This window comes from Corynebacterium sp. CNJ-954 (genome assembly GCF_001942345.1).
GTDB lineage: Bacteria > Actinomycetota > Actinomycetes > Mycobacteriales > Mycobacteriaceae > Corynebacterium.
Map to the genome: position 1 here is coordinate 57741 of NZ_MKKI01000005.1, position 24846 is coordinate 82586.

General features: G+C 66.7%; 23 protein-coding genes and 1 pseudogene. 6 read left to right on the forward strand and 18 right to left on the reverse strand.

All coding sequences use genetic code 11. The annotated features are described in order from the left end of the window. Positions 1 to 13: 13 nt before the first annotated feature. From rsrA to BJF89_RS03340, 3 genes are all read right to left on the reverse strand, one after another. Positions 14 to 322, reverse strand: coding sequence for a mycothiol system anti-sigma-R factor (gene rsrA, locus BJF89_RS03330; protein WP_075812266.1), 309 nt, complete (start codon positions 320 to 322; stop codon positions 14 to 16). 36 nt (positions 323 to 358) lie between these two features. Continuing rightward, complete coding sequence (locus tag BJF89_RS03335; RefSeq protein WP_038551374.1) at positions 359 to 973, reverse strand: sigma-70 family RNA polymerase sigma factor; 615 nt, start codon at positions 971 to 973, stop codon at positions 359 to 361. Between the two features lie 75 nt (positions 974 to 1048). Further along, on the reverse strand, positions 1049 to 1735 hold the full coding sequence (locus BJF89_RS03340; protein ID WP_075812212.1) for an SOS response-associated peptidase: 687 nt from the start codon (positions 1733 to 1735) through the stop codon (positions 1049 to 1051). 59 nt (positions 1736 to 1794) lie between these two features. Between BJF89_RS03340 and aroA the strand changes: the two genes are divergently transcribed. Next, a complete protein-coding gene (gene aroA, locus BJF89_RS03345; protein ID WP_075812214.1) occupies positions 1795 to 3078 on the forward strand; it encodes a 3-phosphoshikimate 1-carboxyvinyltransferase in 1284 nt (427 codons plus the stop codon). A gap of 8 nt (positions 3079 to 3086) precedes the next feature. Beyond that, a complete protein-coding gene (gene rsgA / locus BJF89_RS03350) occupies positions 3087 to 4109 on the forward strand; it encodes a ribosome small subunit-dependent GTPase A (RefSeq protein WP_075812216.1) in 1023 nt (340 codons plus the stop codon). Here rsgA and BJF89_RS03355 read toward each other — a convergent pair whose 3' ends face one another. Next, positions 4110 to 4499, reverse strand: coding sequence for an elongation factor Tu (locus BJF89_RS03355; protein ID WP_255372468.1), 390 nt, complete (start codon positions 4497 to 4499; stop codon positions 4110 to 4112). Positions 4500 to 4605: 106 nt separating this feature from the next. Between BJF89_RS03355 and BJF89_RS03360 the strand changes: the two genes are divergently transcribed. Together BJF89_RS03360 and katG are read left to right on the forward strand one after the other, a co-directional pair. Continuing rightward, positions 4606 to 5097 (forward strand): Fur family transcriptional regulator, encoded by a 492-nt coding sequence (locus tag BJF89_RS03360; protein WP_075812218.1) that lies wholly within the window; start codon positions 4606 to 4608, stop codon positions 5095 to 5097. Between the two features lie 12 nt (positions 5098 to 5109). Then, positions 5110 to 7371 (forward strand): catalase/peroxidase HPI, encoded by a 2262-nt coding sequence (gene katG, locus BJF89_RS03365; protein WP_083650466.1) that lies wholly within the window; start codon positions 5110 to 5112, stop codon positions 7369 to 7371. Between the two features lie 88 nt (positions 7372 to 7459). On the opposite strand, the gene BJF89_RS03370 is transcribed toward katG, so the two are convergent. Beyond that, positions 7460 to 7966 carry a hypothetical protein gene (locus BJF89_RS03370; RefSeq protein ID WP_075812220.1) on the reverse strand — a complete coding sequence of 169 codons (507 nt, stop codon included), beginning with the start codon at positions 7964 to 7966 and terminating at the stop codon, positions 7460 to 7462. Between the two features lies 1 nt (position 7967). Beyond that, positions 7968 to 8378, reverse strand: a complete 411-nt coding sequence (locus BJF89_RS03375) for an HAD family hydrolase (RefSeq protein WP_075812222.1) — start codon at positions 8376 to 8378, stop codon at positions 7968 to 7970. A 40-nt stretch (positions 8379 to 8418) separates the two neighbouring features. On the opposite strand from BJF89_RS03375, the gene BJF89_RS03380 reads away from it, so the two are divergent. Next, positions 8419 to 8943, forward strand: coding sequence for an Rv3235 family protein (locus BJF89_RS03380; protein ID WP_139311859.1), 525 nt, complete (start codon positions 8419 to 8421; stop codon positions 8941 to 8943). Positions 8944 to 8950: 7 nt separating this feature from the next. On the opposite strand, the pseudogene secA reads toward BJF89_RS03380, so the two are convergent. The 10 genes and pseudogenes from secA to BJF89_RS03425 all read right to left on the reverse strand — a co-directional run bounded on the left by secA (position 8951) and on the right by BJF89_RS03425 (position 20918). Continuing rightward, positions 8951 to 11577 (reverse strand): annotated as a pseudogene (gene secA, locus BJF89_RS03385) (preprotein translocase subunit SecA). Between the two features lie 255 nt (positions 11578 to 11832). After that, positions 11833 to 12504, reverse strand: a complete 672-nt coding sequence (gene hpf, locus BJF89_RS03390; protein ID WP_075812224.1) for a ribosome hibernation-promoting factor, HPF/YfiA family — start codon at positions 12502 to 12504, stop codon at positions 11833 to 11835. Positions 12505 to 12673: 169 nt separating this feature from the next. Beyond that, complete coding sequence (locus tag BJF89_RS03395) at positions 12674 to 13381, reverse strand: ComF family protein (RefSeq protein WP_075812226.1); 708 nt, start codon at positions 13379 to 13381, stop codon at positions 12674 to 12676. A gap of 44 nt (positions 13382 to 13425) precedes the next feature. Continuing rightward, complete coding sequence (locus BJF89_RS03400; protein ID WP_255372470.1) at positions 13426 to 14688, reverse strand: LpqB family beta-propeller domain-containing protein; 1263 nt, start codon at positions 14686 to 14688, stop codon at positions 13426 to 13428. 2 nt (positions 14689 to 14690) lie between these two features. After that, positions 14691 to 15182: a hypothetical protein gene (locus tag BJF89_RS19290; protein ID WP_255372471.1), complete on the reverse strand. Its 492-nt coding sequence runs from the start codon at positions 15180 to 15182 to the stop codon at positions 14691 to 14693. Between the two features lie 93 nt (positions 15183 to 15275). Continuing rightward, the gene (mtrB, locus tag BJF89_RS03405) at positions 15276 to 17480 is read right to left on the reverse strand and encodes an MtrAB system histidine kinase MtrB (protein WP_222843797.1); all 2205 of its coding nucleotides are present in this window, start codon (positions 17478 to 17480) and stop codon (positions 15276 to 15278) included. Positions 17481 to 17495: 15 nt separating this feature from the next. After that, positions 17496 to 18170 carry an MtrAB system response regulator MtrA gene (gene mtrA, locus BJF89_RS03410; RefSeq protein WP_075812228.1) on the reverse strand — a complete coding sequence of 225 codons (675 nt, stop codon included), beginning with the start codon at positions 18168 to 18170 and terminating at the stop codon, positions 17496 to 17498. A 58-nt stretch (positions 18171 to 18228) separates the two neighbouring features. After that, positions 18229 to 18909 (reverse strand): dTMP kinase, encoded by a 681-nt coding sequence (locus BJF89_RS03415; protein ID WP_075812230.1) that lies wholly within the window; start codon positions 18907 to 18909, stop codon positions 18229 to 18231. Then, entirely contained in the window at positions 18909 to 20417 is a 1509-nt protein-coding gene (ahcY, locus tag BJF89_RS03420) for an adenosylhomocysteinase (protein WP_083650468.1), read from the reverse strand. Before ahcY ends, BJF89_RS03415 begins: the two co-directional genes overlap by 1 nt. A 114-nt stretch (positions 20418 to 20531) precedes the next feature. Next, positions 20532 to 20918, reverse strand: coding sequence for a DUF4259 domain-containing protein (locus BJF89_RS03425; protein ID WP_075812232.1), 387 nt, complete (start codon positions 20916 to 20918; stop codon positions 20532 to 20534). A gap of 345 nt (positions 20919 to 21263) precedes the next feature. Between BJF89_RS03425 and BJF89_RS03430 the strand changes: the two genes are divergently transcribed. Next, positions 21264 to 22187 carry a hypothetical protein gene (locus BJF89_RS03430; RefSeq protein WP_075812234.1) on the forward strand — a complete coding sequence of 308 codons (924 nt, stop codon included), beginning with the start codon at positions 21264 to 21266 and terminating at the stop codon, positions 22185 to 22187. 39 nt (positions 22188 to 22226) lie between these two features. Here the strand turns inward: BJF89_RS03430 and manA are convergent, their stop codons facing one another. Together manA and BJF89_RS03440 are read right to left on the reverse strand one after the other, a co-directional pair. Next, positions 22227 to 23465 carry a mannose-6-phosphate isomerase, class I gene (manA, locus tag BJF89_RS03435; RefSeq protein WP_255372472.1) on the reverse strand — a complete coding sequence of 413 codons (1239 nt, stop codon included), beginning with the start codon at positions 23463 to 23465 and terminating at the stop codon, positions 22227 to 22229. Beyond that, positions 23458 to 24834: a phosphomannomutase/phosphoglucomutase gene (locus BJF89_RS03440; protein WP_075812236.1), complete on the reverse strand. Its 1377-nt coding sequence runs from the start codon at positions 24832 to 24834 to the stop codon at positions 23458 to 23460. The genes manA and BJF89_RS03440 overlap by 8 nt, the downstream gene beginning before the upstream one ends. Positions 24835 to 24846 lie beyond the last annotated feature (12 nt).

Sequence of the window (24846 nt, forward strand, 5' to 3'; positions counted from 1 at the left end):
CGCTGGCGTGCCGTCACTCGGAGTAGCGGATCCTCACCGAGGTCGTCACCGTCGACTGCAACGAGGTGATGATCCGCCCGCGCAGTTCCTGCGGGGCCTGTCCACCACAGCGGGAACGCAGCAGTTCACGGACCTGCTGCTCGATACCGAGAGCTTCCAGACAGGACGGACACTCGTCCACGTGCTGTTCGAGCCGCGCCCGGACCCGACGGTACTGCTCGCCTTCACAGTCGCCGGTCTTGACGTCGATGTACTCGTAGAGCACCTCGACGAGTTCGTCGCACTCGCTCTTCCCCGACGCACTGCACGGGTTGTCACTCATGTTCCCAGGGTTGTCAGACATTCCTTGTCACACTCCTCAGATCTTGCCTGCCGGCCGCTTCGCCGCTCCGATGCCGTGTTCGACGGCGACGTCCTTGAGTTTGGCGCGCAGCTGCCGTCGCCCCCGGTGCAGGCGACTCATCACCGTGCCGATCGGCGTGTCCATGATCTCGGCGATCTCCTTGTACGGCAGCTGCTCGACGTCCGCGTAGTAGACGACCATGCGGTAGTCGTCCGACAGGTCCATCAGCGCATCCTGGATGCGCTTGTCGGGGATCCGACGGAGTGCCTCGATCTCCGCTGACTGCAGGCCGGTCGAGTCGTGCGACGCCGAATCCGCCAACTGCCAGTCGGTGACCTCCTCATCCGATGTCTCCCGTGGACGCCGCTGCGCCTTGCGGTACTGGTTGATGTAGGTGTTGGTGAGGATGCGGTACATCCACGCCTTCAGGTTGGTACCGGGTTTGTAGGAGCCGAACGCCTGAAACGCCTTCATGTAGGCGTCCTGGACCAGGTCCTGGGCATCCGCGGGATTGCGTGTCATCCGCAACGCCGCACCGTAGAGCTGGTCCAGCAGCGGCAGCGCATCCTCCTCGAAGCGTGCGAGCAGTTGCTCGTCGCTGTCACCGGTGCGCTTCACTGGGTTGTTCATGGGCTCCTTCCCGTTCACCCTGTCGGACTCAACGCCATCAGCGTCGGTCTTGTTCCCGTCCATCCTAGTACCCTGCTACCTTCCCGCGTTGCCGAGCAGTTCTGCGCAGTTCACGGCGACATTTCCGACCCGGCGGTCAGCCTCGTGGACCAGCAGCGTCCCGAGGACGTCTTCCGCCGGTGACGACGCCGCCAGGGCCCGACGGTCGTCGTCTGAACCGTCGAGCCATGCGTTCGTCTCCTGCGTGCCGGCAGAACCGACACCGAGCACCCGCGGCATCCTGTCATGCAGCCAGTCGACCGGCGCCACCGACGCCGTCGTCACCATGGTGGCCTCCAGGCGCCCCCGGTCCGCACCGTGTCCGGGACGACACAGCCCGGCGATCACCATGGGCCCGTGTCCCGCGTCTCCCCGGGAACTGACGTAGTACGGCTGCCGGTCCTTCCACTCGTACCAACCGTCCATGACGAACAGACACGGAGCTGAGCCACGGAAACTGGTCTTGTCGAACACGGTTTCCCCTCGGGCGTTGAACAGTACCGTCCCGGTACGCCACGGTGCCGGATAGCCCCAGGAGGCCGGCCCCAGGGTCACTGAACCGGCGAAACGTCTCAGGACCGCGACAGTGTGGGTGGGCGCGATATTCCAGCTCGGCGCGGGCGAGCCACCGCCACCGACCGCCCCGACCTGCTCACCGACGAGCCGGGACGCCGTCGCGAGGATCGTCTCGGTGGTACTGAACATCACGTAGCGTCCGCACATGGCACCGAAACTACCTCCGTTCGACCACCGCCGGGCCGTCGCGTGGGATAATGGCGCCCATGACCGCCGAACTGTGGCCTGCTCCCGTGGCCTCCTCCCCCGTGTCCGCGACCGTGTCTGTCCCCGGGTCGAAGTCGATCACCAACCGCGCCCTGGTGCTCGCCGCCCTGGCGGACGGTCCGAGTGTCATTGACGGTGCCCTGCGTAGCCGCGACACCGACCTCATGGCGGATGCTCTGCGTGCCATGGGAGCCTCCATCACCGTCGACGGCGACACCTTCACCGTCGTCTCGGGTGACCTGCACGGGGCTGAACTCGAATGTGGTCTCGCGGGTACCGTGCTGCGTTTCCTGCCACCGGTGGCGGCGCTGGCGGACGGGGAGGTCGTCTTCACCGCCGACGACGCCGCGCAGAAGCGCCCCATGGGTGGCACGCTGGACTCCCTCGACGCCCTGGGTGCCCACGTCACCGGGTCCGGTGACCCGGACCGCCCCCTCCCGTTCCGGGTCACGGGTGCCGGAGGGTTACGCGGTGGCGAGGTCCACATCGACGCCTCCGCGTCCTCACAGTTCGTCTCCGGGCTGCTGCTCGCCGGCGCCCGATTCGATGAGGGCGTGACCGTCGTCCACACCGGGACGGCGATCCCCAGCCTGCCGCATGTCGAGATGTCCGTGGAGATGCTGCGGGCCGCCGGCGTGCACGTCGACGTCGGTTTCAACCGGTGGACGGTGCACCCGGGGCCCGTCAAGGGCCACCACTGGGCCGTCGAACCGGACCTGTCGAATGCGACACCGTTCCTCGCCGCAGCCGCCGTCACCGGGGGGACTGTCCGGATCCCCGACTGGCCTGTCACGACCTCCCAGCCCGGCGACCAGTTCCGGGTGATCCTGCAGGACATGGGAGTGACCGTCGAACACTACACTCATAACGGGGTCCTCGAGGTCAACGGGAACCCCGGGGGGAACCTGCGTGGTATCAGCTGGGACCTGCACGACGTCGGCGAGCTCACCCCCACCGTCGCCGCCCTGTGCGCCCTCGCCGACGGTCGCAGCCACCTCTCCGGTATCGCCCACCTCCGTGGCCACGAAACCGACCGGCTCGCCGCGCTGCAGCGCGAACTGTCCTCGCTCGGCTGCGACGTCACCCAGACCGAGGACGGACTGATCATCGACCCGCAACCGCTGAGGGGCGGGGTCTGGCACACCTACGCCGACCACCGGATGGCCACCGCGGGAGCCGTCCTCGGCCTGGTGACACCGGATGTCCTGGTGGAGGACATAGCCACCACGTCCAAGACAATGCCGGACTTCGACCTGCGGTGGACGCAGATGGTCGAGGGCTGAGCGTACTGATGGCACGATCCAGCGGCAGGCGGCAGTACGACGAGTCCGATATCCGGGTCCGTCCGGGCAAAGGGACCCGTCCGAGGACAAAGGACCGACCGGACCACAAGGAAGCCCGGACCGGCATGGTCGTCACGAAGGACCGTGGACGCTGGGGCGTGGTCATCGACGGGAGCGCCGCGGACGCGCCTCCGGCGATCTGCATGCGCGCCAGGGAACTGGGGCGGACCCCCGTCGTCGTCGGTGACCGGGTCGCCGTCGTCGGCGACGTGTCGGGCCGTGACGGGACGTTGGCCCGCATCGTCCGTCTGGAGGAACGGTCCACGGTCCTGCGCCGCACGGCGGACGACACCGATCCCTACGAACGCATCGTCGTGGCCAACGCCGACCAGCTGCTGATCGTCACCGCAGTGGCAGATCCGCCGCCGCGGTCCGGTTTCGTGGAGCGCGCACTCATCGCAGCCTTCGTCGGAGGTTTACGGCCTGTCCTCTGTCTGACCAAGTCCGATCTCGCTGACCCCGCCACCTTCGCCGCGGAGTTCGAGGCGCTGGATGTCGAAGTCATCCTCGGCGGCGTCGAAGATGTGCTCGCCCCGGTGACCGACGTGGTCACCGGGCATCTGACCGCACTGATCGGCCACTCCGGTGTCGGGAAGTCCACCCTGGTGAACAGACTCGTGCCGGGCGCGGACCGTGAGACCGGTGTGGTGTCCGGCGTCGGCAAGGGCCGTCACACCTCGACCCAGTCGGTGGCACTGCGTCTCCCCGGAGGCACCGACACCGGTTGGATCGTGGACACCCCCGGTATCCGCAGCTTCGGGTTGGCCCACGTGGATCCGGATACGGTGATCGGCGTGTTCGAGGACCTGGGGGACGTCATCGAGGACTGCCCACGGGGATGTACCCACGCCGGGCCACCGGCCGACCCCGAATGCGCACTGGACACGTTGACCGGTGCGAGCGCCCGCCGCGTCACTGCCGTCCGGTCCCTGCTCAGCGCGCTGCGCAGTAACAACGACTGGGAGATGTGACTACCCCAAGCCGTCGGACGACTGCCGGGACCGGATCACCGCCCCCGTCAGTGCACTGGTGTCCACGATCATCTGACCGCCGTAGACGCGCAGCGGCAGGTCGTCGGTGTCGACACCCTCAAGCTCGATCGCGCCGACGTCACCGGCGATGAGCATGACTGGATTCCTGCGCTTCCGGGTTTCCAGTCGCTTGACCTGCGCGGGCAGGGCACGGTCACCGACCAGCAGAGTGGCCGGGGCATTCACGGCGACGGCACCGGACTCCACCGTCCCGGTGAACACCCTCCCCCTGCCGGTGATCGTGAACACGTCACCGACCCTGAACACGAACGGAGCCGCCACATCGACGGTCTCACCCACAGGTGCGCGCTTCCTCCCGAACAATGCCATGATTCGAGCTTAGAGGATGCGCCCCGGACCAGGACCGGAACCATTACCGATCTATTTTTATTTATTCAAAGTTGTGAGCATTAAAATCTGGATGTAGCGTGTAGGCATGCGCACAGATCCGACAGCATCCTGGGCAGAGCAGGTGAGACAACTCGGCCTCCGCGCCACACCGGGCCGCGTGGCCTCCCTGCGGTACCTGCATGACCATCCGCACAGCACCGCAGCACAAGTGCACTCCGGTATCAGTGCGGAGCTCCCCACGGTCTCCATGCAGTCCGTCCACAATGTCGTGAACGATCTGAGCGCACGCGGCCTCCTCCGCCGCATCGACCTCCCCGGCGCCGGCGCAGCCCGCTTCGAGACGAACCGGGAGGACAACCACCACCACATCCAGTGTGTGGTGTGCGGACGGCTCGAGGACGTCGAATGCGTCGTCGGCCACGCACCCTGCCTTACCCCGGCTGACGGTCACGGTATGCACACCGTGCTCTCGGCCGAGGTCATGTTCCGCGCCATCTGCAACGACTGCGCGGCCACCGAGAACACCCACTCCACGACTCACACCCAGACCCACACTCAGGAGAAGATCCATGACTGACCCGATGTCCGGCTGCCCCGTCGCCCACGGCGGCGGCCACACCCCGCAAGGTGGCCACGCGCCGCAGGAGTCCCAGGCCGAGCGCGGCGAAGCCAGGGTTCCCGGCTCCCTCTCCCCACTGAAGGTAACGCGAACCAGCGGTGGTGGCCGAAGCGTCTGAACGTCCGGCTGCTGGCACACAACCCCCAGGAGGTCCGCCCCACCCCGGCCGACTTCAACTACGCCGAAGCATTCAGCCAGCTGGACCTTCCCCAGGTCAAGAAGGACATCGAGGACGTCCTCACCACCTCGCAGTCATGGTGGCCGGCAGACTTCGGCCACTACGGCCCCCTGATCATCCGCATGGCCTGGCACTCGGCCGGCACCTACCGTTCGCACGACGGGCGTGGTGGTGGCGGTGCCGGCCAGCAGCGTTTCGCCCCGCTGAACAGCTGGCCGGACAATGTGGGGCTGGACAAGGCACGTCGGGTCCTGTGGCCCGTGAAGAAGAAGTACGGACAGAACCTCTCGTGGGGTGACCTGATGATCCTGGCAGGTAACGTCGCCCTCGAGTCCATGGGATTCGAGACCTTCGGATACAGCGGTGGCCGCGAGGACGTCTGGGAGCCCGAGGACGTCTACTGGGGCTCCGAGACCGACTGGCTCGGAACGGACGCCCGCTACAGTGGCACCAACGACACCTCCCGTGACCTGCAGAAGCCGTTCGGCGCCACGACCATGGGCCTGATCTACGTCAACCCGGAGGGGCCGGAAGGCAACCCCGACCCGGCCGCCGCCGCCCACGACATCCGCGAGACCTTCGGCCGGATGGGCATGAACGACGAGGAAACCGTCGCACTCATCGCCGGCGGCCACACCTTCGGCAAGACCCACGGCGCGGCACCCGACAACGAGGAGAACGTCGGCCCCGACCCCGAGGAGGCGTCGCTGGATCGCCAGGGACTGGGATGGCAGAACCACCACGGCGAGGGTAAGGGCGACGACCAGATCACCTCCGGTCTCGAGGTCACCTGGACCTACCACCCCACCCGGTGGGACAACGAGTTCTTCCACATCCTGTTCGCCTACGAGTGGGAGCTCACCACGGGCGAAGGCGGGCACTTCCACTGGCGTCCGAAGGACGGTGGCGGAGCAGACATGGTCCCCATGGCGCATTCCGCGGGACGTCGTGAACCGCGCATGCTGACCACCGACATCTCCCTGCGCGTCGACCCGAGCTACGAGAAGATCTCCCGCCGCTTCAAGGACGACCAGAACGCCCTCAACGACGCCTTCGCCCGCGCATGGTTCAAGCTGACCCACCGCGACATGGGACCGAAGTCACGGTACCTGGGCCCGGAGGTCCCCGCCGAGGACCTCATCTGGCAGGATCCGCTGCCCGACGCCGAAGGCGACCCTGTCACGCCCCAGGACGTCGAGGCGCTCAAGAAGACGGTCCTCGACTCCGGTCTCAGCGTCAGCCAGCTGGTGAAGACCGCCTGGGCCTCTGCATCAAGCTTCCGTGGGACGGACTTCCGTGGTGGAGCGAACGGCGCCCGGATCCGTCTCGAGCCGCAGCGCAGCTGGGAGGCCAACGAACCTGCCCGTCTCGCCGAGGTGCTGACGGCGCTGGAGGCGATCCGCACCGAGTTCAACGAGAACAACGCCCCTCGGCACCTGTCCCTCGCCGACCTGATCATCCTGGCGGGTAACGCCGCCATCGAGAAGGCCGCGGCCGACGCCGGCACCGACGTGTCCGTCCCCTTCACCCCGGGGCGTGTGGACGCCACGCAGGAGCAGACCGACGTCGACGGATTCTCCTACCTGGAGCCGCAGGCCGACGGATTCCGCAACTACCAGAACGCCGACCTCGACATCCCCGCCGAACACCTGCTCATCGACAAGGCCGACCTGCTGGGACTCACTGCCCCGCAGATGACCGTGCTCGTCGGCGGCCTGCGCGTCCTGGGAACCACCTACGGTTCGACCGGCCACGGTATCCTCACGGACCGTCCCGGTGTGCTCAGCACCGACTTCTTCGTCAACCTCCTGGAACTCGGCAACGACTGGGTCGCCACCGACGACAATGCCACCGTGTTTCGCTGCACAGACGGCGAGACCGGTGAAGAGAAATGGACCGGCACGCGGGCCGACCTGGTCTTCGCGTCGAACTCCGAGCTGCGCGCCCAGGCGGAGGTCTACGCCAGCGATGACGCGGCAGAGAAGTTCATCGCCGACTTCGTCGCCGCCTGGACCAAGGTCACCGAAGCCGACCGCTTCGACCTGCACGGCTGACGCGACCGCGTCTCCAGACGTGCAGAAGGCCCGCACCACCGGTTTTCCGGTGGTGCGGGCCTTGCCTGCGGGCCCTGTCTTAGCTCACCTACATCAGGTCCACGAGTACCCCGAGTTCGCGGGCATCATACCAGCTCATCAGGTTGTCCTCGCAGTCGCCGAGGGTGATCTCCGCGTCCTCGTCGCCGAGGTCGGCAGCGTCGACGGCGTCGATCGCCGCCGCCGTAGCGGGCTCATTCCCCTCGTCATCGACATGGATCGCGGCCAGGTCGTCCACCGAGATCACCGGTGGGTCCAACCGGACGACGGACTCCCCCTTGTCCGGATCCGGGGTGACGGCACCGTCGTCCAGGTCGACGGAGACCACGACCCGCCGGTGCGGGAAACGTTCCTCGTCACCGATGCCCAACAGACGGAGGGACGCCCGGGCCGCCTCGAGGAATGCCGCGTACGACATCTCCTCGTCGTCACCGGCCGTGTAGAACTCCCGCAGTGCAGGTGTGAGGGCGAAGCCGATCCCGGAGCGTACCGGCATCTGCCCGTCATGGGCGAGGGTCCCGAGCATGTCGAAGGTCGCGGGGACGAAGACGCGCATCCTAGTAGGTCCCTTCCAGCCCGAGCAGCCCGGAGATCTCCACGATCGCACGGTCGAACTGCTGGTAGTACACGCCGATCAGCCCGGACTCCACCGCACCCTTGACGTTGAGGATCGAGTCATCGACCAGGATGCAGTCGCTCACGTCCACCTCGAGCCGGTCCGCGGTGATCATGAAGATCTCGGGGTCGGGCTTGTCCACACCGACCTCACCCGACAGCACGACGGTGTCGACGTACCCGGCCTCCTGCCACGTACGGATCGGGTCAGCACCCGGACCACCCGGATCATTCGAGAGGATCGCCGTTCCATAACCGGCGTCCCTGGCCGCGGTAAGGACCTTGCGCCAACGACGACGGTCCTCCTCCGCTCCGTCGAGGACGCCACAGTAGTCCACAATCAATGCTCGCATATCTCACATTGTGCCACGCTGGGCGCTATCATCGTCGAGCATGGGGGCTGTACCGGGGAACACCGACGAAAAGACACCTGCGACACCAGTGACGACGCGGTACGAGGCGGTGCCTGGACTGGTCTATCTCCGCCGTCCGGTGCCCGTGGTCGAGGCGGCGGAGAACTCCGCCGGGACGGGCCAGCTGGCGGACACCGGCATCGCCCCGCCTCCGTCCGACGACGTTCCGCCCGCTCCTGCCGTGCGTTCCCGCGTCGGCATGCTCGTGGGCGTCTGGCTGGAGGTCCTCGACGGGCGTCGTCCCGTGTCTGTCCTCCGGAAAGGCCCGTTCTCACCGCGGGTGGCCGACGACCTGCGTGGCAGGATCCGCGACGCCCGCCCCGGACCCGGAGCCACCCCACCGCAGACCGCGTCGCGGGTACTGAGCGTCCACCTGCCGCCCACCCACCGGGAACGGCTGACGTTCACCGCCAGCGTCGCCCACGGTAACCGCGTCCGTGCCGTCGCCGGCCATCTCGCGCGCTACGACGGGCAGTGGCGTATCGAGACGGTGACCCTGATCTGAGCCGGCTCTAGCCGCCGATGATGGTCTTCGGCACCGACTTCTGCTGTTCCTGCTCCTGAGACGTCCGGGTGTCGGCCGGGTCGTCGACGTTCAACGGCCCCTCCGCCTGCTCCGGCTCCTTCGCCTTCAGCTGCTTACGCACGAGGAAGAGCTGACGGATCGTCTCCTCCTTGATGCCGTCGTTCATCCGGCCGAACATGTCCCCACCTTCACGCTGGTACTCGACCAACGGGTCACGCTGCGCCATGGCACGCAGGCCGATGCCCTCCTTGAGGTAGTCCATCTCGTAGAGATGCTCGCGCCACTTCTGGTCGACGACGTTGAGCACCACTCCGCGCTCCATTCCGCGCATCTGCTCCTCACCACCGACGGAGGTGACGGACTCCTCCAGCTCGTCGTAGAGCTTGTGGGCGTCCTCCTGCAGGGCGCGCAGCAGCTGAGAAGCGGTCAGTTCACCGGCGGAACCGTACTCGGTCCCGTCGATCAGCTCGGTGGAGGTCACCGAGGGGCCGTAGAGCGAATCCAAGGCGGACCAGAGTTCGTCGAGGTCCCAGTCCTCCACGTACCCCTCGGCGGTGGCGCCGTCGACGTAGGCGGCGATGGTGTCGTCCATCATGGTGCGGACGTTGGAGGCGATGTCCTCGCCCTCGAGGATCTGACGACGCTCGCGGTAGATGACCTTGCGCTGCTCGTTGAGGACCTCGTCGTACTTCAGGACGTTCTTGCGCATCTCGAAGTTGGAGTTCTCCACCTGCGACTGCGCACCCTTGATCGCGTTGGTGACCATCTTCGAGTCGATGGGCATGTCGTCCGGCACGTTGAGCCGGGTCATCAGGTTCTCCATCGTCTGTCCGACGAAGCGGGTCATGAGGTCGTCGCGCATCGACAGGTAGAACCTGGTCTCCCCCGGGTCACCCTGGCGTGCCGAGCGGCCACGCAGCTGATTGTCGATGCGGCGGGACTCGTGACGCTCCGTGGCCAGCACATACAGACCGCCGACCTCGCAGACCTTCTCGGCCTCTTCCTTCGACTTCTTGCGGGCCTTGACGATCTCCTCGTCCCAGGCCTCCTGGTACGCCTCGGGATCCTCGACCGGGTCGAGACCACGCTCGCGCAACGTGAGGTCGCAGATGATGTCCGGGTTGCCGCCGAGCACGATGTCGGTACCGCGGCCCGCCATGTTCGTCGCCACGGTGACGGCCTTGAGACGACCCGCCTGCGCGACGAACTCGGCCTCCTTCTCGTGCTGCTTGGCGTTGAGCACGTTGTGGCGGATATGGCGGGCCTGGAGGAGTTTCGACAGGTACTCGGAACGCTCCACAGAGGTCGTGCCGACCAGCACCGGCTGGCCCTTCTCGACGCGCTCGGCGATGTCGTCGGCGACAGCTCGAACTTCGCCTCCTGGGTCTTGTACACCAGGTCGATGTTGTCGTGGCGCTGGTTGGGCTTGTTGGTGGGGATCGCCGCGACATCAAGCTTGTAGATCGACTTCAGCTCCGCGGCCTCGGTCTCCGCGGTACCGGTCATACCGGCCAACTTGTCGTACAGGCGGAAGTAGTTCTGCAGGGTCACCGTGGCGAGGGTCTGGTTCTCGTTCTTGATCTCCACGCCCTCCTTCGCCTCGATGGCCTGGTGCATGCCCTCGTTGTACCGGCGTCCGTCGAGGATACGCCCGGTGAACTCGTCGACGATGACAACCTCACCCTTGCGGACGATGTAGTCCTTGTCCCTGGTGAACAGCTCCTTGGCCTTGATGGCGTTGTTGAGGTAGCTGACCAGCTGGGAGTGCTCCGGTGAGTAGAGGTTGTCGATACCGAGCTGGTCCTCGACGAACTCGACGCCCTCCTCCTTGACCCCCACGGTCTTCTTCTTCGGGTCGACCTCGTAGTGGATGTCCAGTGTCATCTTCGGCACGATGCGCGCGAAAGCGGTGAACCACTGGGATGACCCGGACACCGGGCCGGAGATGATCAAGGGCGTACGTGCCTCATCGATGAGGATCGAGTCGACCTCGTCGACGATGGCGTAGTTGTGCCCGCGCTGGACCAGGTCGTCCAGGGAGTGCGCCATGTTGTCACGCAGGTAGTCGAAGCCGAACTCGTTGTTCGTCCCGTAGGTGACGTCGGCGGCATAGGCCTTACGACGGTCGGCGGGACGTTTGCCGGACAGGATGACGTCCACGTCGAGGCCGAGGAAACGGTGGACACGGCCCATCCACTCCGAGTCACGCCGGGCGAGGTAGTCGTTGACCGTGACGACGTGGACACCCTTACCCGACAACCCGTTGAGGTAGGCGGGGAGCACACAGGTCAGGGTCTTGCCCTCACCGGTCTTCATCTCGGCGACGTACCCCCAGTGCAGGGCTGCACCGCCCATGACCTGCACCTTGTAGTGCTTCTGGCCCAAGACGCGCCACGATGCCTCGCGGGCCGTGGCGAAAGCCTCGAGAAGGATGTCGTCGAGACTCTCCCCCTTCTCGAGACGAGCGCGGAATTCAGCGGTCTTGCCCTGCAGTTCCTCATCCGAGAGGGCGGAGTACTCGTCCTCCTTGGCGATGACCTGGTCCGCGATCGCGGACAGTCGCTTGACGGCGCGGCCTTCACCGAGGCGGAGAATCTTCGAAAGTCCTAGCACGTGCTACTCGTCCCTTACCTTGTGTTGCACCTGTGGGTTCTTGCTGGCGTTCTTGCTCACGTTCTTGCTCGGAGTCTTGCACCGGTACGACTGCACCCATGCGAGATCAGTCTTTCAGTCTACCTCCGCCACCGTGGCTTGCACAGCAGGAGATTCCGGCAACACCGTTCACATGGCACGACCGACGCCCCGGGGAACGGTGTCCCCGGGGCGTCGGCCACCGGACGGTGCGGGCGCTACGTGCCCGACCGACCTCTACTCTGCGTCGTCGGTGAGGGCGATCAGACCGTAGTCGTAGGCGCGACGACGGTACACCACCGACGGACGACCGGTCGCCTCGTTGACGAACAGGTAGAAGTCGTGGCCCACCAGCTCCATCTCACTCAGCGCGTCATCCACGCTGATCGGTGTCGCCGGGTGCTCCTTCTCACGGACGACACGCCCGGGCTGGAACTGCTCGGCGTAGGGGTCCACGTCGAAAGGACCGGGCTCTGCCGCGGCTTCCTGCTCGGCCTCCTGGACGAGGTCGGCGGTGGCTTCGCCGACGGAGACCGGGGCACGGTGCCCGGAACGGGAGATCTTACGGCGGGCCTTCACCTTGCGCAGGGACCGCTCCATCTTGGCGATGGCCGCCTCCAGGGCGGCGTAGAAGGAATCCTCCTTCGCTTCGGCACGGGCGATGTGGCCCTTGCCGGTGGCGGTGATCTGGATGCGGTCGGACTCGTCTGCACGCCGCGGATTGCGCTCGTGCTGGAGTTCCACATGGAAGTACGTGAGGGTCGGATCGAGCCGTTCGACCTTGGCGAGCTTCGCGTTCACCCGCTCTGCGAAGTGCTCGGGGATCTCCACGTTACGGCCGGTGATCTCCACCTGTGCCTCCGGAGCAGCACCCTCTGCCGTGATGTCCTGCTGGTTCTGGACGGTCATACTCATCCTCCCGGTCTCCGCGCCGCCTGCCACCGGTGAACGGGATTGTCCACCGACTACTTGCTGGCGACATCTTCCCTCCCGATAGTACCGACGTTCCCGTGGCGTGGGGGCGGGCTTGTCCGGTCGTGCCCCCGGTGATCTACCCCCTGCACCTCGGCACCGGCGTTCACGCCTGCGCGATCACTACGCCGGCGCTGGTCACGACCCCACGGGCCGCGAGTGCCGAGGCGAATCTCGACAATGTCGCCCCCGTGGTGCTGACGTCGTCGACCAGACAGGCCGTGGCCCCGGGCTCCCTGAGGACCCGAACTGCCCGCTGCAGTTCGGTCTGGTCGATTCGCAGATTCGCGGCGATGTTCGCCGTCCGCTCGCCCCGGCCGAGACCCACCGAGTCCCGTGCCCCCGGCGCGAGGATCGCCGCCGCGACGACATGCACACCGGCACCGAGTTCCCGGCGGGCCGCCTCCGCGGACCGCTCGACGATGCACCCTCCCCGGTTCTTCGCGGCACGCCTCGTCGTCGGGGCCGGGAGCAGGACGAGTGGAGCCAGCCTCGGGTCCGCCAGTATCCCCCGGGTGACGAGATGACGCACGGCACCTGCCAGGACAGCACCTGCCACGCGGACGGCGTCGGGACGCCGATGTTCCTTCGCCGCCAGCACGACACCCCGGTGCGGACCTCCGTACATACCTGCGGCGAAGACCGGCGGTGCCCAGGTGTCCGCCACCCGTGACGGCACCCGGCGCAGTTCACGCGCGCAACTCCGGCACAGCGACAGACCCTCCACCGCCGGTGGCGCATCCGACGTTCCGCAGGCCACGCAGTCGTCGCGCCAGACCAGACCGGCGAGATCCCCCACCCGAAACCCGTCCATTCCGTCTCACCTTCCCCCGTTTGTGCCCTGTCGCCTGTCTACACCTACTTCGACAGGATCGGAACCGCCCGGGCGCCCTGGAGTGCCGGGACCTCCCGCCAGAACCGCGCCTCGGGGTCCTCGTCATCCAGTTGCAGCATCGCCCGTGAATCGAGGATGTACTGCACAGACCCTGCGGACCCCACCGCCACCACCGGCGCGGTGATGTTCCGGCTGGACAACGGCGACGCCTCCGAGCCGTCGACGGTCACCGCCCAGACAGGCGCGTCGTTGGCCCGGGTGCCCACCAGCAGAGTGCCGTCGTCACGCCAGTCGACCGACAAGGCGGTGTCGCCGACCCGCTGACCGACTTCCATCGGCGTACCCATCGTCATCGAGCCTCCGCCGTCACCGTCACGCTGCAGGACACTGATGAACAGTCTGCCGTTGATCAGCATCGCGGCTCTCGTCCCGTCCCTCGACACCGTGAACACACTGATCCTGGGATCGTCGATGTCGAGGCTGTTCAGAGCCGAGGTGTCCACCGTGGACTCGTCCATCTGGATGCCTGAGCCGGTGGGTTCGAGCCGGTGGACCCTCCTGCCGTCAGCGACGACGTAGAGGTTCTGTGCATCCCCGCTCCAGGACGGACGGGACAGGGAACGTGCAGTCAGTGCGGTGACGGGGTCCCCACCGACGTCCCCGACCAGCAGGGAGCGTTCGCCGTCACCCCGACCCGAGACGGCGGCGATCCTGCCGTCCTCGCCACCGGCGGCCCCGGCTGACGCGGCGGACTCGAGTTGCCCAGACGACGTCCACCCGGACAGCGTCACCCCGGAGTCACCCTCGACCTCGACCAGCGCACCGTCACGCAACGCCCTCAACGGTTCATCGGAGGTCTTCTGCGGATCGAGATCGGAGACGTCCGCCAGCGTCCAGTCCTCCCGCCCGTTGTCGGTGATGGACGCGCCGTCCGCGAGGATCCGGTACGGCCCCCGGACATCGGACATGGCCAGGGTCCATACAAGTTGTCCAGCCAGCACCTCACGGTCATCCACCGACAGGTCGGCGATACCGGTGATGTCCACGGTGAACGTCCCGTCCTCCTCGACCGCGGCCTGAATACCGTTACCGGAGGGGAACTCGGTCTCCACGGCGTCCTGAAGCTGATTGCGTGGGCCGCCGGCCAACAGGGAGACCAGTGAGAAACCGATGTTGTCCTGACGGTTGTAGATCCACCGCCGGTCCGGGACGAGGAACCGCTTGGTCGGGTCCAGGAAGTAGAGGTCATGAGCCTGGTAGGCGCTCACGAAATCGCTGCGGTCCATGATCACCCCGTCGGGGAGGTCGGTGATGCGCCATCCGCTCTCCCCCTCTCCAGCGTGACCTCCTCCTCGTAGGGACTGCTCTCCGGCTGGTAGACACCACCGGTGCCGAGACGCCCGACGACGGTGCCGCGCACGACATAGGTCACTTCGTCCCCCGAAGCCCCGCCGGTGGCGTTGAGGTCGAGCCGGTCCAGGATCAGGGTCGAGACACTGTCCTGCCACTCATCCGCCGCAGAATTCGTCAGGAACTCCTTGGCCGCCTGACGGTTATTGGCCTGGTGGGTGGACGCCAGGTAGAAATCCCGCAGGAGAAGGTCCGGCGGTTGCCCCTCAGACGGGGTCGGCAGGTTGCCGGCGTCCGGGGCGGAGACATAGGACGAGACTGCCTCGGGGGTCGACTCCCCGGGAAGCGTGGTGCAGGCGACGAGTCCCCCTGTCATCACCGCCGCCGTGAGCAGAGCCCCGACCTGACGCACACCGTCACCTCTTGTCATCGTCACCCTCCTCACCATCTCGGTCGCCGTCCATATCGAACGCCGAATCCATGTCCTCCGCCTCCTGGAGAGCAGTGCGCAGCTCCTCCTCAGTCAACCCCTCAAAGGCACTGAGGTCGACCCCGAAGGTTTCCACGGAACCAGCCGTGACATCGACCGAGTCGAAGCGGTCGACAGTCTCATCCGGTACCGCATCGTCCCCGGCGTCGTCATCCATGTCGTCCGCCGTGCCGTCTTCCGTGCCGTCCGGTCCGTCGGCGACGACCCCGTCGGCGGAATCACCGGTCTCGCCGCCGTCGACGCCCTCCGAGGTGTAGACGGTGTCCGCGGCGGACTCGGCCTCGGACGTCGCGACCGACAGACCGTCCGACGCCGCCTCCGCAGGCACGTCCACCGGGGCGTCTCCTGCTGCCCGTCCACGACATCAGCGGAACCAGCCGACGCCTCGCCCGTGCCGTCCCCGTGCCCGGAGGGCCCGGACGGCCCGGTCAGCTCGAGGACCTCCGCCCCTTCCGCACGGTCGACCTCCAGTGGCAACGGTGAGGTACGCACCTCCTGCCCCGGCTTGCGGGGCAGGGTCAGACGGAAACACGCCCCGAGCCCCGGTTCACCGGTCGCCTCGAGTCGGCCACCGTGCAACTGGGCGTCCTCCTTGGCGATGGCCAGTCCCAACCCGGTGCCACCGGTCTTGCGTTCCCGCGACGGGTCCGAACGCCAGAAACGGTTGAACACCAGGTCCGCCTCCCCCGGCTTCAGACCCATGCCATGGTCGACCACGGTCACCGCCAACGATTCCGCACCGCGCCGCATCGTGACCCGCACAGGTCGACTCTCACTGTGGTCGATGGCGTTGGCCAGGAGATTACGCAGGATTCGTTCGACCCGTCGGGAGTCGACCTCCTCCATGACCGGCTCATCCGGAAGGTCGAGCTGGATCTCACAGCCGACCTCCTCCGCCAGGGCGCGTAGCTGTCCCATGGTGGACTTCACCACACCGCGGACGTCGATCAGTTCCCGCGACAGGTTCGCGACACCGGCATCGTGCCGGGAGATCTCCAGCAGGTCGCCGAGCAGCATCTCGAAGCGGTCGAGCTCGGCGTTCATCAACTCGGAGGCACGGCGGGTCACCGGATCAAGGTCCTCGGAGTTGGCGTGGATCAGGTCCGCGGCCATCCGTACCGTGGTCAGTGGCGTCCGAAGTTCGTGGGACACATCGGAGGTGAACTGCTGCTGCAGCGAACCGAACTCCTCCAACTGCCGGATCTGGTAGGAGAGGTTCTCCGCCATCTCGTTGAAACTGATGGCCAGCCGGGCGACCTCGTCCTGACCGTCCACCGCCATCCGTTCACGCATGTGCCCGGCCGCGAAACGCTCGGCGATCCGCGACGCGGTGCGCACCGGCACAGTGAGCTGCTGGGAGAACACCCACGCAATGACGACGAGCAGCACCATCAGCACCACGGCCCCCGCCAGTAGCAGACCACGCATGAGAGCCATCGTGGACTCTTCGTTGTCCAGCGGCATGACCAGGTAGAGCTCGAGGCCCTGGATGTCCGATTCGACCGGCGACCCGATGATCAGGGCCTTGTAGGCGCCGCTGGCGGCGTCCACGGTGGTGTACTGCACCGAGACCTGACCCTGTCGGACGAAGTCGCGCAGAGAATCCGGGACGGGATTCGTCTCAGGACTGGAGATGTCCCCGCCGGTCAGGTCGGAAGCGATGATCACCGGCTCGTACACCGTGCCCGTCGACCCCTGTTCCGACTCTGCGGTGCGGTCGCTCAGTGCCGCCCGGGCGTTGTTGATACGCATCTGCGGCGATGTTGCGGAATCGGTGTTGCGGATCTGCTCCTCGACGATGCCGCGGGCCCGGTCGATCTCGTCGGTGGCGGCGTTGTACTTGGCGTCGAGCAGCTGCTGACCGACGAAGCTGGTCAACACGAAACCGAGGGCCATGATCACCAGCAGCGAGGACGCGAAGACACTGCCGATGACCCGCAGCTGGATCGACGTCCGCCACCGCTGGGCGAGCTTCTCGGAGAACTTCCGGGCGAACCGGACCGGCCGCCGGAGAAAGATCCTGAGACCGTCGAGAAAACCGATGTCCCCCAGCTCTCCCCGGGGCGCCCGACGCGGGTCGCTCTCCGTGTCCCCCACCCGGCCGTTCTGACTGCGGTTGCGCCGGCGGTCGCCGTCCCTGACCACCGGGAGCGCAGGGCGACCGAGACGGCCACCGTGGCGCCTCCCGGCGCCGGTGCCCGTCTCGTCCTGTGGTTCGTCCCCTGACCTCGATGCCATGGGTCGTTGTCCGTCCTACTCCCCGGTCTTGTAACCGACCCCGCGGACGGTCTGGATAATGGTCGGGTTGTCCGGGTCCTTCTCCACCTTCGACCGCAGACGCTGGATGTGCACGTTGACCAGGCGGGTGTCGCTGGATTTACGGTAACCCCACACCCGCTCGAGGAGTTCTTCGCGCGAGAACACCTGGCGTGGGCGGGACGCGAGGGTGGTGAGCAGCTCGAATTCGATGGGGGTCAGGGAGATCGGCTGTCCCTTGCGGGTGACCTGGTGTCCACCGAAGTCGATCGTGAGGTCGGAGACCTTCACCGACTCCGGCACGTCCTCCGGTGTCCGCCGCAGTCGCGCCCGTACCCGGGCCACGAGTTCCTTTGGTTTGAAGGGTTTCGGCACGTAGTCGTCCGCACCCGTCTCCAGACCGAGGACCACGTCCACGGTGTCCGTCTTGGCGGTGAGCATCACGATGGGGACCGTGGAGAACTCACGCACCGCACGGCACACGTCGATACCGCTCATGCCCGGAAGCATGAGGTCCAGGAGGATGAGGTCGGGGTTCTCGCGTTCCGCGGCCTCCACGGCCTGCGGCCCGTCCCCTACGACGACCGTGTCGAAACCTTCGCCCTGCAGGACGATGGTCAGCATCTCCGAGATTGCGGGGTCGTCGTCGACGACGAGAACTTTCTCTGCCATGGGGTTCAGTCTGTCACAAACGTTTCCGGTAAGCGGTAGGACCTCCCCGTGAAGATCGCTATCCGTCGTCCCCGGAGTCGGCGATCACGGCATCGACCAGATCACTGACCGCCGCCTCCACGTCCGCGGGTTCACCGGAATTGTCCAGTGTCCACCACGGCGACCGCCATTGCGCCGCAGCCAGCGAGCGGTACGCCTCCAGGGTCCGTGCCTGGAGACCACCGTCACGCTCATATGCGTCGGCGGCACGGGACGCGTCGTGCTCCGCCCGTTCCGCCACGCGTCCGGACGCCACGTCATCCGGGACGTCAACCAGGATCTGGACGTCCGGCACGGGCGTCCCCAGGCTCGTGAACTCGAGCTCCTCGACCCACCGGACGATCTCGCTGGTGGGAACCTCCCGGTCGGTGACGCCCAGACGTGCCGCCGAGTAGGCCGCATTGGACGCGACATAACGGTCGAGCAGCACCACATATCCGTCGGCGTCGAAGTCTGCGAGGTCAGCGGCGACTTCCGCGCGGTCGAGCGCGAACAACGTGGCCATACCGTGGACGGAGTCGACGAGATCACCCATCTCCCCGTGCAGTGCGGCGGACGCGAGCTGCGCGTGCACCGACTGCTCGTACCGCGGGAAGGCCAGCCGGGCCACCGGGATCTCCCGGGACAGCAGCTCGGCTTCCAACGCACTCACGCAGGTATTCTTGCCGGCACCGTCGATCCCCTCGAACGCGATGATCATCAGTACCGGTAGTGCTCGGGCTTGAAGGGACCCTCGACGTCCACGCCGATGTACTCCGCCTGTTCCTTGGTCAACGTGGTGAGCTCCCCGCCCAGGGCCTCCACGTGGATCCTGGCGACCTTCTCGTCGAGGATCTTCGGCAGACGGTAGACCTCGTTGCCGTACTGGTCACCGTTGGTGAACAGCTCGATCTGGGCGATGGTCTGGTCGGCGAAGGAGTTCGACATCACGAAGCTGGGGTGACCGGTGGCGTTGCCGAGGTTCAGCAGCCGTCCCTCGGAAAGCACGACGATGCTGACGACGTCGCTGTCGTCGCCGTCGGTGCGGGGGAAGGTGAACTCGTCGACCTGGGGCTTGATGGTGGTGCGGGCGACATCCTCACGGTGCAGGAGCGCCGCCATGTCGATCTCGTTGTCGAAGTGGCCGATGTTGCCGAGCAGCGCGTGGTTCTTCATCTTGCGCATCTGGTCGAAGGTGATGATGCCCAGGTTGCCCGTCGAGGTGATGACGATGTCCGCCTCACCGATGGCGTTGTCGACGGTCACGACGGGGTAACCGTCCATCAGCGCCTGCAGGGCGTTGATCGGATCGGCCTCGGTGACCTTCACTCGTGCGCCCTGGCCCTTGAATGCCTCGGCGACGCCCTTGCCGACGTCCCCGTAACCGCAGACGAGGACGGCCTTACCGCCGACGAGCATGTCCGTGGCACGGTTGATGCCGTCCAGGAGGCTGTGGCGGGTGCCGTAACGGTTGTCGAACTTGGACTTGGTCACCGCGTCGTTGACGTTCATCGCCGGGAACGGCAGGGTGCCCTGCTCGGCGAAGTGGTAGAGACGGTGGACTCCGGTGGTGGTCTCCTCGGTGACGCCCTTGACTGCCTTGCCTGCCTCGGTCCACCGGCTGTCGTCCCGGCTGAAGACGCGTCCCAGCATCCCGAGGAATGCCTGGTACTCGTCGGAGTCCTCGGCCGAAGGCTCCGGGACGATACCGTTGCCCTCGAACTCACTGCCGGTGATGACCGCCATGGTGGCATCGCCGCCGTCGTCCAGGATCATGTTCGGACGGGTGTCGCCCCAGTCGAAGATCTGCTCCAAGCACCACCAGTACTCGTCGAGGGTCTCACCCTTCCAGGCGAAGACCGGCACCCCCTGGGGATCCTCCGGGGTTCCGGCGCCGACGACGACCGCAGCCGCAGCCTCGTCCTGGGTGGAGAAGATGTTGCAGGAGGCCCAGCGCACTTCCGCGCCGAGGGCCGTGAGGGTTTCGATCAGGACGGCGGTCTGCACCGTCATATGGATCGACCCGGCGATCCGCGCCCCCGCCAGCGGCTGCTCGTCGGCGTATTCACGACGCAACTCCATCAGGCCGGGCATCTCGTACTCGGCGAGACGGATCTGGTGACGTCCAGCTTCCGCAAGGGACAGGTCCCGGACCTTGTACTGCAGGGGGGTGCCGTTGGCACCGGCGCCGTCGTGGATGTCGACGGACGGTGCGACGAAATCTGCCATGGGGTGATACTCCTCAAGCTTCAGGGGACGATGATGACTCTGCTGACGTCGTGTCAACCCTATCCCCCGACACTGCGGAGACGCTCACGGAGGGGTGGACCTGCTCACCCCGAATCAGCTCAGGGCTTCCACCGCGGTCTCCAACCCGTCAGGCGCCTCGTCGCCGGCGGCCTCGAGCTCGGCGTCCAGCAGCGCCAGCGCAGCCTCCTGCAGGGTATCCGGACACTGTCCGATCCCCTCGCGGATGAACGGGTGCTCATCTGCCACCGTGGCGGAGGTGAACGGGGCTCCGGACCAGATGGCGGCCACCGTCGCCGCGCACAGACCGTTGATGTAGTCGGGGTCCACGGCCCTTCCCTCATCTCCGGCGTCGGAGTCCTGTGCAAGCGTGCAGGCGTCCTGCAACGCCCCCACGAGTGCCGCACCTTCCAGATCGTCGCAGTCGGCCAGGAAATCAGTGTTGGTGTCGTCCGCGAAGACGGTTTCATCCCAGGTACTCATGTCGTTCCCTCTCATGCTCGTGTCGTCCACCTGAGAATAGTCGGCACTCCACCGACACGTCTCCCCTGCTCCCCCGGCGACCGGCCGGCACCCCGGCAAAGATCACGGTTTGATTTCAATACGTCGCCGAATCTACCCTTCCGCGACGCCACCCAGGGAACGTCTGCCCCGCGGTGGACATCATTGACATGTCCACCAAAACCCCACGGCAACCGCAGGTTCCCATAAAATTCAGTAACGTTCGGGTCTTCCACCACGTTGGATATGGATGATAGGCTTGCTACAGATCGTGATCTAACCGTGACATTTACCCGGTCGACGACCTCAGACGAAAGGAGGGTCACCGTGGACTACGAACTGGAACCCGAACGGCCGACGGACAATCCCCCGGCCGTCGACGACAGCTCCACCGAGCACCACGAGTCACTGCTCCGCGCCGAGGCTGCCCGCGCATCCCGGACCAACCGGGTCCTCGGCTCCTTTGTGGTCGCCGGCTTCGCCGCCGCCACCATCGTCGGCGTCGTCACATGGCAGAACGTCTCACCCAGCCACGACGACGGACCGGTCCCGGTTGAGGAGGCCGCCGCCGGCGGTTCACTGCCGTCGTCCGAGGAGAGCTCGACGGCGAACTCCGACGGAGATCAGCGGTCAACGGGGGCGACGTCACCGGACTCTGACGGATCGGATTCTGACGGCAGGGCCCCTGTGCGTTCCTCCGACTCACGGAATGACCACGTCACGCCCTTGACCGCAGATCAGTACGCACCGCCGAACGCATGGAGCGGCGACCAGTTCGTCACCCCCGGCCAGTACCCGGCCGAGAACGAGGACACTGCCCGGGATGACGCGGGCGATTCCGCGGCGAACGGGGCCGACAGCGATACAGGCAGCGGGAACTCCGCCGAAAACACCACCGGCGAGAGCGACAACGGTGGCAGTTCACCGGAGCGTCCCTCGCTCACCGATCTCCTGCCCTCCATCCCAGGGATGCCGTCACTCCCCGGAAATGACGGGTCAGACAGCGACGATACGCCGGAAGACACCGGGGCGCCGGAGTCGACCGACCCCTCGGAACCGGTCGAGTCCACCAACCCTGCCGAGCCGACAGAGCCGACAGAGCCATCCGAGTCTGCGGCTCCCTCAGCGTCGGACAACCCCGGACGCCCCACCGGGGAACGCACACCGGGCGACAACGGCACCACCGGCACACCGGACAGCCCGAATGACCCGGACGATGCGGTGACGGACACCACCGGCCCCACCCCCTGACCGGTAGCCGACCGGAGAGGCAGAAAGCAGCGCTCTCTGTCAGCCCACCGTGGCGATGAAGAAGTGCCCGTGCCCGCTGGCGGTGACCCCCCTCGCTGAGGCTGGTACCCAGGCCGCCTGTCCCGGGGACAGACGGAGATCGTCCCCCCCGGTGCCCGCGACCACAACCTCACCCTGCACACCGAGCACGATGGCCGGCCCGTCGACACTGACTGCCTGCCCGTCCTCGACGGACCGCAACCGGAACTCAGGCACCGGGGTGGGGAAAACCCCGTCCTCCCTGGGCAGCTGCACAGGATCAGGGGTGGGCGTGAACTCCACGACCTTCATCAGCTCCGGGACATCCACGTGCTTGGTGGTGAGCCCGCCGCGCAACACGTTGTCCGAGTTCGCCATGACCTCCACACCGGTCCCGTGAAGGTAGGCGTGGAGGTTGCCTGCGGAGAGGAACAGGGCCTGCCCCGGTTCCAGGACGACGTGGTTGAGCAGCAGGGAAACCAGGATCCCTGCATCCCCCGGGTGCTGCTCCGACAGATCCAGGGCAGCCTTGGCGGGACCACGCATCCAGTGCTCCGTCGCGGGCTCCGGCTGTCCGGTCAACGTCCTGCAGGCGTCCAGGACCGCGTCGATCAGTTCGTGCCTGCGGTGCGACGGCAGTGATATCCACGTCGTCACCAGCGCACGGAGCCCCTCGGAATCGCCCACCGCACCGTTCAGGAGCTCGGTGTAACGGCCCAGCTCCGGCACGTCCAACGCCTGGAGCAGACTCCGGGTGTCCTCCACCGGCCGGAACCCCGCAAGCGCCTCGAAGCGGGTGAGGGCGACAAGCAGTTCCGGTTTGTGGTTGTCGTCTTTGTAGTTGCGCATGGGCGAACCTGCCGGAAGCCCGGCGGCGTTCTCCCGTGCGAACCCCTCCGCCGCCTGTTCTTTCGTCGGATGCGCCTGCAGGCTGAGCGCCTGGTCTGCGGCGAGCAGCTTCAGCAGGAACGGAAGTCGGCCGTCCGGCGCCGAGTCACCCAACTCGCCACGCGGATCCGCCGAGATCCGTTCCAGCAGGTCGGTCCCGTCCTGGGGCAACGTGCTGGGCGCCTCCGGGTGGGCCCCGAACCACAGTTCAGCCTCCGGGTGCGACGTCGGTGACGGCCGGCCGGTGAGTTCCGCCAGGGCCGTCCTGGAACCCCAGGGGTACGGCCTCAGGCACCCCTCCATGAGCGAAACACCGGACCGGTCGATTCCACCGGCAACGGAACGGACCTCATTCGACGTCGTCTCAGGCACGGATCACCGCCAGTGCCTTGTCGAGGACCTCCCTGACCCGTGCCCCGTCCGCAGCCTCGACGTTCAGACGGAGCAGCGGCTCGGTGTTGGACGCACGGACGTTGAACCACGCACCGTCCGACAGTTCCACGGTCACCCCGTCGAGCTCGTCGGTGCCCACGGTCTCGTCCGCGAACGCCTCGACGACGGCAGCGGTACGCCCCTGCTGGTCGGCGACTTCCGAGTTGACCTCCCCGGACGCCTCATAGCGGTCGTAGGCCTGCTTGAGTTCCGAGAGCGGACGTTCCTGGCCGCCGAGGGTGGCCAGGACGTGGAGCGCGGCGAGCATGCCGGAATCGGCGTTGAAGAAGTCGGAGAAGTAGTAGTGGGCGGAGTGCTCCCCACCGAACACCGCGTTCTCCTCGGCCATCTGGGCCTTGATGAACGAGTGTCCGACCCGGGTACGCACGGGGGTTCCGCCGTGCTCCCGCACGATCTCGGGGACGGCCTTGGAGGTGATCAGGTTGTGGATGATCGTGGCGCCGGGGTGCTGGTCCAGGTAGCGCTCGGCGATGATGCCGCAGATCGCGGACGGGGAGACAGGGTCACCCTGCTCATCGACGATGAAGCAGCGGTCGGCGTCACCGTCGAAGGCGATACCGAGATCCGCGCCCTGGGCGACCGTGTACTTCTGCAGGTCGACGAGGTTCTCCGGGGCCAGGGGGTTGGCTTCGTGGTTCGGGAAGGTCCCGTCCAGCTCGAAGTAGAGGTCGCGGATCGTCAACGGCAGGCCGGAGCCCTCACCGAGCACCGCCGGAACAGTGAGTCCGCCCATACCGTTGCCTGCGTCGACGGCGACGGTGAGCGGCCGGATGTCCAACGGCACCAGGTCGTGGAGGAAGGCGGCGTAGTCGGTGAGGACGTCACGGTTCGTGCCGGTCCCGGCGGTACCGTCGTAGGACGGCACGCCGTCGACCAGCATGTCGGAGATCTCCGCCAGACCGGTCTCCTGTCCGACCGGGCGGGCACCGGAGCGGCACAGCTTGATGCCGTTGTAGCGGGCGGGATTGTGGGATGCGGTGAACATCGCACCCGGGCAGTCCATGGTCCCTGAGGCGAAGTAGAGCTCGTCAGTGGAGGTCAGGCCGAGGGAGACCGTGTCGAGGCCCTGACTGCGGACGCCTTCGGCGAAGGCGTCGGACAGGCCCGGGGAGCTGTCGCGCATATCGTGTCCGATGACGACACGGGCCGCCCCTTCTCCTCTCATGAGCAGTCCGAAAGCGGCCCCGGTGTCCCGGACGAGGTCGGCGTCGATGCCGTCACCCACGACGCCGCGGACGTCGTAGGCCTTGATGACGGAGGCGATGGCCTCCCGGTCGCGCTGTGTCATGTCAACTCTCCT

What these genes read in the sequence shown, in the direction of transcription:
- rsrA (WP_075812266.1), bottom strand. Translation starts at nt 322, where the DNA reads ATGAGTGACAACCCGTGCAGTGCGTCGGGGAAGAGCGAGTGCGACGAA.
- BJF89_RS03335 (WP_038551374.1), bottom strand. Translation starts at nt 973, where the DNA reads ATGAACAACCCAGTGAAGCGCACCGGTGACAGCGACGAGCAACTGCTC.
- BJF89_RS03340 (WP_075812212.1), bottom strand. Translation starts at nt 1,735, where the DNA reads ATGTGCGGACGCTACGTGATGTTCAGTACCACCGAGACGATCCTCGCG.
- aroA (WP_075812214.1), top strand. Translation starts at nt 1,795, where the DNA reads ATGACCGCCGAACTGTGGCCTGCTCCCGTGGCCTCCTCCCCCGTGTCC.
- rsgA (WP_075812216.1), top strand. Translation starts at nt 3,087, where the DNA reads ATGGCACGATCCAGCGGCAGGCGGCAGTACGACGAGTCCGATATCCGG.
- BJF89_RS03355 (WP_255372468.1), bottom strand. Translation starts at nt 4,499, where the DNA reads ATGGCATTGTTCGGGAGGAAGCGCGCACCTGTGGGTGAGACCGTCGAT.
- BJF89_RS03360 (WP_075812218.1), top strand. Translation starts at nt 4,606, where the DNA reads ATGCGCACAGATCCGACAGCATCCTGGGCAGAGCAGGTGAGACAACTC.
- BJF89_RS03370 (WP_075812220.1), bottom strand. Translation starts at nt 7,966, where the DNA reads ATGCGCGTCTTCGTCCCCGCGACCTTCGACATGCTCGGGACCCTCGCC.
- BJF89_RS03375 (WP_075812222.1), bottom strand. Translation starts at nt 8,378, where the DNA reads ATGCGAGCATTGATTGTGGACTACTGTGGCGTCCTCGACGGAGCGGAG.
- BJF89_RS03380 (WP_139311859.1), top strand. Translation starts at nt 8,419, where the DNA reads ATGGGGGCTGTACCGGGGAACACCGACGAAAAGACACCTGCGACACCA.
- hpf (WP_075812224.1), bottom strand. Translation starts at nt 12,504, where the DNA reads ATGACCGTCCAGAACCAGCAGGACATCACGGCAGAGGGTGCTGCTCCG.
- BJF89_RS03395 (WP_075812226.1), bottom strand. Translation starts at nt 13,381, where the DNA reads ATGGACGGGTTTCGGGTGGGGGATCTCGCCGGTCTGGTCTGGCGCGAC.
- BJF89_RS03400 (WP_255372470.1), bottom strand. Translation starts at nt 14,688, where the DNA reads ATGGACCGCAGCGATTTCGTGAGCGCCTACCAGGCTCATGACCTCTAC.
- BJF89_RS19290 (WP_255372471.1), bottom strand. Translation starts at nt 15,182, where the DNA reads ATGACAAGAGGTGACGGTGTGCGTCAGGTCGGGGCTCTGCTCACGGCG.
- mtrB (WP_222843797.1), bottom strand. Translation starts at nt 17,480, where the DNA reads ATGGCATCGAGGTCAGGGGACGAACCACAGGACGAGACGGGCACCGGC.
- mtrA (WP_075812228.1), bottom strand. Translation starts at nt 18,170, where the DNA reads ATGGCAGAGAAAGTTCTCGTCGTCGACGACGACCCCGCAATCTCGGAG.
- BJF89_RS03415 (WP_075812230.1), bottom strand. Translation starts at nt 18,909, where the DNA reads ATGATCATCGCGTTCGAGGGGATCGACGGTGCCGGCAAGAATACCTGC.
- ahcY (WP_083650468.1), bottom strand. Translation starts at nt 20,417, where the DNA reads ATGGCAGATTTCGTCGCACCGTCCGTCGACATCCACGACGGCGCCGGT.
- BJF89_RS03425 (WP_075812232.1), bottom strand. Translation starts at nt 20,918, where the DNA reads ATGAGTACCTGGGATGAAACCGTCTTCGCGGACGACACCAACACTGAT.
- BJF89_RS03440 (WP_075812236.1), bottom strand. Translation starts at nt 24,834, where the DNA reads ATGACACAGCGCGACCGGGAGGCCATCGCCTCCGTCATCAAGGCCTAC.